Here is a 5,393-nt window from a genome sequence, read left to right on the forward strand (position 1 = left end):
GAGCCTACAAAAGATATCTTCCGCAGCCTTGTTTGGCATGATAATTTTCTATGCCAGTAACCTACTGATATGACACAAAAACGCCCTCGATCGGTGTCTCCGAATGAGGGCGTTTTTGTGTCTTGTCAACAGATTAGGTTAGAAGCTAGCTCCGTGGAGCAAGGGCTTTTTTCGTTGAGGCGTGGCTACTACTTCATGTTTTTCATATCTTTCATGTCGTTAGCCATGGTGTCTTTGGCTGCCTTGGCATCCGCGCCGGTCTTTTTAGCCGCATCTTTGGCCCCGGCGGCGGTCTTCTTGGCCTTTTTGTGAGTCTCGCTGGCCGCGGCCTTCTGCTTTTCGGTCTTGGCCTTCGCTTCCGCGCTCTTGCTGTTTGCCTTGTTCTTCACATCGGCCTGCTTGTCGGCAGCCTTCTTCTTGGCGTCGGCTTCCTTCTGGGCAGCCTTGTTCTTCATGTCGGCCTCTTTCTGGGACGCCTTGTCCACCGACTGGTTCGTTTTGTCGAGAGCCTCGTTGGCGCTCTTCAGCGGGTCATAGGCCAGGGCAGAGGTAGCGAGCGCTGCGGAAAACAAAGCCGTCGTCACGAGAACCATCACTTTTTTCATCATCGATCTCCTTTGGTCATATGATTACTACAGGATGTAGCTGCCAGTTGCCGGTCACGGCAATAGGACATGAGCCTCAAATCATACCATGACTTTTCTGATTTTGTGATCGAGATAGTTCAGGTCTTGTCCCTTGATGAAATAGTCGTCGGCCAAACCGGACTCGGAAAGCCCTTTCATCTCTTCTTCACGGGTGTCGGCCGATACCACGATGATGCGAGAGCTCCGGTGGCCTTTCAGCAACTCCAGGATCCCTTTGCCGCTGAGTCCCGGCATATTCAGGTCCAACAGGACGACGTCGGGCTTGTTCTTGTTGATGTTGGTGGTGACCCCGAAAGGAGAGTTTAGGCTTTCGACCTGGTAGCCACGGGAAGTGAGAAATTGTGAATAGAGCTCAGTGATAAATTTGGAATCGTCGATCACCAGCACTTTTTTCATGGTTCCCCCCCTTATCACGGCTGAAAATCGTTGGACTCGATGCGAAGCGGTACTTTAGCACAGTAAAGCTCTTTAGGGAACGTAAATGAACACTCCTTTTTTTGCTGCAGCCGGATGCCAAAGTGTGACGGAGTGATAATCAGCCAGGGGTAGCCCGAGTTGCGGTGGGGGTAGGGCGGTCTTGTGGCCGCCGAACGGATATCCTAAAATGGAGGCTGAGTGTAGCGGCGGGTGGAGCGTTAACGGATGGAGTGACTGCCATGAGGTTGAGATGTGACGCGCTCGTGAAGACGGTCATGCTGGCATTGGCCCTGCCACTATTCCTTTACGGCAGGTGTCCGGCAGATGAGATGCCGTACGACCGTGGGGCGGAGGTCGCGAAGGACCGGGGCAGCGAGATCGTTTCCTCTCTGCTGAAAGCATATGGAGGCGCCGAGGTGGTCAAAAAGGTCGTCTCGGTGGTCGCCAAGGGAAATATCACCCAGTTACTGAGCGGCAAGTCAGGCCACTATGCCCGCTACTTCCAGCGCCCCGGCAGGCTGCGCATCGAAGTGATGCCCGAAGAGGGGGGAGAGGTCAGGGTGCTCAACGGGGAGCGCGGCTGGCAGGCGACGGAGAAGGGATTCGTGGCCGTGCCGGAGCTTGAGCTTCAATCGATGCTGTACCAGTACAGCTATCTCAATCTGCCGATGGGGCTGGCCAGCGGCAACTACCATGCGAGGTACGGTGGCGGGCAACCGTACAAGGGGAGGGAGACCCTTCTGCTGTTCGTCCAGCCCAAGCACGGTCCCCGGCTCGGCATCCTGGTCGATGCCAAGAGCGGCCTCATCATCAGGGTTGACGCGAGCTTCCCCATGGGCGGGAGCGGGATCGGCGAGCTTTCCACCGAGTACGGCGACTACCGTCCGGTGGATGGCGTGCAGTTTCCGCACAAGCTGACCAGCTATGCCGGCGGGATCATGATTTCCGAGATCCTGCTGGACGATATCCAGGTGAACCGCAAGATTCCTCCCGAACTCTTCACCCCTCAGGAAATCGAGCTTCGAAAGCTCCCATCTTCTCCTTGACCCTGCTAAAGCAACCTTTTTTAGTGATACCAATTGAAATGATTTAACTAGGCATGGTATGGTAGGGCCTCTTGATGTCTTTTGTGGTTGCAGCGGTTTTTTAAGCTCGGTCGGCCCAATGATCAATGCAGTGATACCCTCCAAGATTGTCCTCTCCCAGAAGAGTTATCTGTTCCGGCTGATCCTCTGTTGCGTCCTGTTCAATCTGCTGCTTGCCTTGCTTGCCGGCATGGTCCTCTACCAGCAGCGGACTAAAGCCGAGGCCGATGCCGCCATCGCCACCCGCAACATCTGCGAAATCCTGGATCAGAACATCGCCGGGATGATCAGGGAGGGTGACCACGCGCTCCTTTCCATCAAGGACGAATATGAAGAGGAACTCTCCGATGGCGGCATCATTGCCAAGCGGCTGAACCTGCATGTCAGCAACGAGCTCTACCATTACCACACCTTCGAGGCGATCCGGGTCACCGATGCCGACGGACGTGTCACCTATGGGGCCGGGGCAAAGCTGGAAGCGCCTTTGGTAGTGAGCGACCGGGAATACTTCAAGACCCTGCGCAACGACAGCAAGGCTGAACTGGTCATCAGCAAGCCACTGATTGGCAAGGTCTTCAAGAAACCGATGATCGTGCTGGCCCGCCGCCTGAACCGGCCGGACGGCTCCTTTGCCGGTATCGTGCAAGGGATCATCCACATCGAATCGCTGACCAAGAGGTTTTCCGCCATCAACCTCGGCAAGAACAGCGTGATCTCGCTGCGCGACGTGCGGATGCAGCTGGTCGCCCGCATCCCGGCAACCAATGCAGCCGGAGCAGTCGTCAAGGTCGGCCCGATCTCCAAGGAACTGCAACGGCTGCTGGCGCAAGGTCATACCCAGGTATCCTACTTCACGCCGGCCGGCGCCGACAAAGTCCCCCGCGTCAACACCTTCAAAAAAGCCTACCCTTTCAGCATCACCGTCGGCATGGCCCGCGACGACTACGCTGCCGGCTGGAGAAAGAACGCGCTGTCGCTTGCGCTGCTGCTGCTGGCTTCCATCGTCAGCACTACGGTCGCGATGCGGCTCGTGTTCCGCGCCAGGGCGCGCGAGCTGGCCGCCATCGAAAGGAGCAACCTCGAGCGGGTCGAGGCCGAGCAGATCCTGCACTCGGCCAAAGAAGCCGCCGAGGCAGCCAGCCTGGCGAAGAGCGAGTTCCTGGCCAACATGAGCCATGAGATCCGCACGCCGATGAACGCCATCAACGGCCTGACCTACCTGCTGCTGCAGACGGAGATCACCGAGCGCCAAAAAGAGTACCTGGCGAGGATCCAGCGCGCTTCCGAGGCGCTGCTCGGCATCATCAACGATACCCTCGACTTCTCCAAGATCGAGGCGGGCAAGCTTGAGCTGGAGGCGATCCCCTTCGACCTGGGCACCCTCTTCGAGCAGCTTTCCGGCATGTTGAGAGTGGAAGCCGAAGAGAAGGGGCTGGAGCTGCGCTTCTCGCTCCCCGCCGGCATCCCGCGACGGGTGGTGGGCGATCCGCTCCGCCTGGGGCAGGTGCTCGCCAACCTGGCGGGTAACGCCGTAAAGTTCACCGCACAGGGTAGTGTCGTGGTCGCCGTTGAAGCCGGGCCGGCAGAGCCTGGGCTGCTGCCACTCTCCTTCTCAGTGAGTGACACCGGCATCGGCATGGACTGCCAGCAGATCGACCGGGTGTTGGAACCCTTCTCCCAAGGCGACAGCTCCATCACCCGCAAGCACGGCGGCACCGGGTTGGGGCTGTCCATCGTGACGCGGCTGCTTGAGATGATGGGCGGCCGCCTGGACATCGCCAGCGAGCCGGGGAAGGGGAGCCGGTTCTCCTTTGCACTGCGGCTGCCGGTGGCCGCCGGGAAAATTGAGGAGGCCCCACAGCGCGGCTACGAGCTCGACCACCGCCACCTGTACCCGGGTGGCGGTCAGGCGGCAGGTCGCCGGAGTGCTCCCCGGCAGCGGGCGGGACAGCCATCCCTGGAGAACGCCCTGCAGCAGATCCGGGGGGCGCGGGTCCTGGTGGTAGAGGATAACGCGGTCAACTGGATGGTGGCGAGCGAAGTGCTGGAAGGGGTGGGGCTGTCGGTGGAGATGGCGGTGAACGGGCGCATGGGGGTGGAGGTGATCGCCGCCGGCGGCAGCTTCGATGCCGTCCTGATGGACATCCAGATGCCGGAGATGAACGGTTACGACGCCACCCGTGAGATCCGGAAGCACCGCTCCGCAGAGGAGCTTCCCATCATCGCCATGACCGCTCACGCCATGGTGGGCGAGCGGGAGAAGTGTGTCGCCGCCGGCATGAACGATCACCTCGCCAAGCCGTTCGACGTCGACGACCTGCTGAGCGTGCTGGTGAAGTGGATAAAGCCGGGGGACCGGTCCCCTGTGCATGATTTCAAGGCAAGCCCCCCCGAGGCGTCCGGGACGGTGCTTCCCCTGCCGCCTTCGCTGCCGGGCATACACCTTGAGGAGGCGCTGAAGCGCGTGCTTGGCAAGGCGGATGTGCTGCGGACGATACTTTTCAACTTCGAAGAGAAAAACCGGACCGTGGCCGACGACATCCGTCGGGCCATGGACGGTGGCGATCCCGAGGGGGCAGAGAAGCTGGCACACGGTCTCAATGGCCTCTCCGGCATGATCGGCGCCAAGTCCTTGCATGAGACCGCCTGCCAGCTGGAAGTCGCCATCCGGGAAAGGCGGGAAGGCGACGCCTTCCCGCTGCTAATGGCCATGCAGGGGCAGCTGTCCGAGGTCTTGGGCGGGATTCGATTGCTGAGGGGGGAGGAAGAGCTGGAAACTGTCCCGCCAGGGCATTGCAGCTGACCTCATCGCCCAAGGCACCCTTCTCCGCGCGCTTCGCACGCGTCGGCAACGTATCTTCCTTCCTCGCAGCAAAGGTCTTCCACAGGTGCACCGCTCGACCCAACCCCATCAACCCTTCTTCTGTCAGCTTCGTCTCGTTCGTCTCCGTTGACTGTACCGTCGACCATGTGGTCGGCGGCCTGGACCACATGGTCAGTGGTCTGAACCTGTTGCTCTGTTCTCCTGGTAATGCTTGCCCCGGGTCGCGGAGATGTTTCATGGCTCAAAGGAAGTGCTGTATCTCCGTTTCGGAACCCTTTCGAGCAGACCATGGATGGTTGCCAGGGCCTGGACAAGTTGGGTCGCAAAACTGACCCAGGTAGCCGGCGACGCGGACCAGTTGGTCAGCGTCGTGGCCCGGTTGGTCAGTGTCCTGCACCAATTGGTCGGTGTCCTGCACCA

4 protein-coding genes are annotated in these 5,393 nt (G+C 59.7%); 2 read left to right on the forward strand and 2 right to left on the reverse strand.

Annotation, left to right across the window (positions count from 1 at the left end; translation table 11 throughout):
- Positions 1 to 188: 188 nt before the first annotated feature.
- Both VJ604_RS09155 and VJ604_RS09160 read right to left on the reverse strand, forming a co-directional pair.
- Positions 189 to 605 (reverse strand): hypothetical protein, encoded by a 417-nt coding sequence (locus tag VJ604_RS09155; protein WP_324081795.1) that lies wholly within the window; start codon positions 603 to 605, stop codon positions 189 to 191.
- Positions 606 to 686: 81 nt separating this feature from the next.
- The gene (locus VJ604_RS09160) at positions 687 to 1,043 is read right to left on the reverse strand and encodes a response regulator (RefSeq protein ID WP_324081797.1); all 357 of its coding nucleotides are present in this window, start codon (positions 1,041 to 1,043) and stop codon (positions 687 to 689) included.
- A gap of 260 nt (positions 1,044 to 1,303) precedes the next feature.
- Between VJ604_RS09160 and VJ604_RS09165 the strand changes: the two genes are divergently transcribed.
- Both VJ604_RS09165 and VJ604_RS09170 read left to right on the forward strand, forming a co-directional pair.
- On the forward strand, positions 1,304 to 2,110 hold the full coding sequence (locus VJ604_RS09165) for a LolA-like protein (protein ID WP_324081800.1): 807 nt from the start codon (positions 1,304 to 1,306) through the stop codon (positions 2,108 to 2,110).
- Positions 2,111 to 2,228: 118 nt separating this feature from the next.
- Positions 2,229 to 4,952 (forward strand): hybrid sensor histidine kinase/response regulator, encoded by a 2,724-nt coding sequence (locus VJ604_RS09170; RefSeq protein ID WP_324081802.1) that lies wholly within the window; start codon positions 2,229 to 2,231, stop codon positions 4,950 to 4,952.
- Positions 4,953 to 5,393: the final 441 nt, after the last annotated feature.

Source organism: Geomonas sp. (assembly GCF_035254065.1).
Classification (GTDB): domain Bacteria; phylum Desulfobacterota; class Desulfuromonadia; order Geobacterales; family Geobacteraceae; genus Geomonas.